Genomic DNA, 2,316 nt, shown 5'->3' with positions numbered 1-2,316 from the left:
GAAGGCGATCCCGAGGTCGGCGGCGGCGAGGGCGTGGCCCGCCGGCGCCGCCGCCGGCTCGGGCGACAGTTCGAGGTCGGCCGGGGTGATCCCGGCGGACAGCAGGGCGCGGGCGATGTCGACCCGCTCGTCGAGGGAGTCCATGGTTCTGCCTTTCGGATCGTTCCCGGCCGGCCCGTCGCCGGTGTGCCGGTTCCGCGCCGTGGGCGGACGCCTCAGCCGGGGTCCGGGAGTTGCTCGCACACCCGGTAGGCGTTGGCGAGAAGGGTCAGGGTGGGGTTCGAGGCGCCGGCGGTCGGCATGAACGCGCAGTCGAGGACGTAGAGTCCGGAGACGGTGTGCGACTGGCAGTTCTCGTCGAGCACCGCGGCGTCGGGATCGGTGCCGGCGCGCAGCGTGCCCTGCACGTGTCCGTAGCCGGGGTTCTCCGCGCCGGGGACGTCGTAGCCGCGCAGCTCACCGCCCGCGTCCTGCATCACCTGCACCACGCGGTCGATGGCGTAGCGGGCCGCGGCCAGGTCGTAGGCGTGGTGCCGGTACCAGATCCGGGCCGCGGGCATGCCCCACGGGTCGGTGACGTCGGGGTCGAGTTCGACCCGGTTGTCGTACAGGGAGAGCGCCTCGCCGGTGAAGGAGAAGGAGACGCCGCCCTGGTGACGCAGTTCCTCGAGGTAGGTGTACAGGTCCTCGCCCCACAGGCCGCCGCGGCCGGGTCCGAGCGCGGCGCCCTTGGCGAGCCTGACCGGCGGCACGCACGTGTACGGGTCGTACACGGAGAACTTGCCGGCCTTGGTGACCGGGGTGGCGGGGTCGTCGACCACGTACAGGTCGCGCAGTTGCAGGGAGCCGATCGCGGTGGAGGGCTGCTGGGCGCCGTTGCCGGTCCACACGGGCTGGAGCGGCAGGGTGACTTCGGCGCTTCCGTGGGTGTGGTAGGTCAGGTAGCGGCCGATCATCCGGTTGGGGTCGGGCACCTGCGACACGAGGAACAGTCGCGCCGACTCGATGGTCTGGACGGACACGATCACCTGGGAGGCACCCAGGAACCGTTCGGGTCCGCCGGGTTCGGTGCGGTACATCACGCCGCGCACCCGCCCGACCTCGTGGACGAGCCGGGTCACGCAGTGCCCGGTCAGCAGGTCGCACCGGCCGGTGGCCAGGGCACGCTGGAGCACCGTGTTCAGCGCCGAGGCCCGTGAGTTGAGACCGCAGCCGAAGAACTGGTTGAAGCCGCAGAACGAGCAGGCCGGACGGCCGTCGTTCACGCGGGAGTTGATCGCCCGGGGGCCGAGGTAGGGCTGCATCCCGGCGCGGCCGAACACCTCGGTCAGGAACGGCACGGCCGCGTGCGGGCGCAACGGCGGCATGGCGTAGTCGTAGCCGGCCCGTATCGGCTCCTGGGCCGGGGACTGCCGGGCCCGCCCGGAGACGCCCCACTCGTACTCGGCCCGCTCGAACCAGGGTTCGAACTCGCGATAGCTCCACGGCCAGTCCACCATGTCCGCCTCGGGCGGCACGTCGCGCAGGTGGTCGAGGACGCGGAAGTCCTCCTCGGTGTAGCGGGGCACGTTGGCGTCCCACACGTTCGTCGCGCCACCGACCATGTTGACGTTCCACCAGCGCTCGACCGGGGTGGGGCGGTCCTGGTCGGGTCCGGCCATGTAGATGTTGGGGTCGGTGTCGCGGTGCGGGATGAGCGTCTTGTGCGTGTGGAAGTGGAGTTCGTCGTAGGGCAGGAAGTCGTCGGCGACCGGGAGCGGGCCCTTCTCCAGCACGGCGACCCGGCGTCCTCGCGAGGTGAGCACGCGGGCCGCGGTGCCGCCGCCCGCGCCGGCGCCCACGACGATCGTGTCGTACCGGCCGGGTGCGGTCGTCGTCGCGGTCATGACTCCTCCCCGGGCCGGTCTGCGGTCGTGGTGGCGGGACCGGTGAAGGGTTCGGCCGGCGTGGGGTAGCCGTACCAGCGCCAGATCACCGCTTCGCGGTTGCCGCCCCAGCGGGGGTCGCCGAAGCAGCCCTCGATGCAGTGGGCCCGCAGCAGGGCGAACGCGGCCGGCTGGGCGGGCGCGGCCTGGGGCCAGGCGGGCAGGGCCCCCGCTGCCAGGTCGCGCAGCAGCGCGGTGGCCTCGGCGCGGTCGAGTTCGGCGACGCCGTGTCCGCCGTGCGCCTGTTGCGCGGCGGTGTCGAGAGCGGCGAGCAGCACCGGGTAGGCCAGGCGCCACGCCGGAATCTCGGGATGCGTCTCGGGGCCCATGGCCAGGAGCCGGTCGACGTATTCGGCGGCGTCCGCATCGGCCGCGCCGGGTCGTCGGGGTC

At 73.0% G+C, this 2,316-nt stretch carries 2 protein-coding genes; both read right to left on the bottom strand.

The window, feature by feature from the left end; translation table 11 throughout:
* Positions 1 to 215: 215 nt before the first annotated feature.
* The gene (locus ABZ641_RS33595; RefSeq protein ID WP_359988054.1) at positions 216 to 1,886 is read right to left on the bottom strand and encodes a GMC family oxidoreductase; all 1,671 of its coding nucleotides are present in this window, start codon (positions 1,884 to 1,886) and stop codon (positions 216 to 218) included.
* Positions 1,883 to 2,316 (bottom strand): gluconate 2-dehydrogenase subunit 3 family protein (locus ABZ641_RS33590; protein ID WP_359988051.1); only part of this gene is annotated, 434 nt, incomplete at its 5' end. The genes ABZ641_RS33590 and ABZ641_RS33595, both read right to left, overlap by 4 nt.

The sequence above is a fragment of the Kitasatospora sp. NPDC007106 genome, assembly GCF_040634455.1.
GTDB lineage: Bacteria > Actinomycetota > Actinomycetes > Streptomycetales > Streptomycetaceae > Kitasatospora > Kitasatospora arboriphila.
This window is presented reverse-complemented; position numbering and strand designations above follow the sequence as displayed.

Excerpts from the sequence above, each read along its gene's own strand:
- ABZ641_RS33595 (WP_359988054.1), bottom strand. The coding sequence starts at position 1,886 with ATGACCGCGACGACGACCGCACCCGGCCGGTACGACACGATCGTCGTG.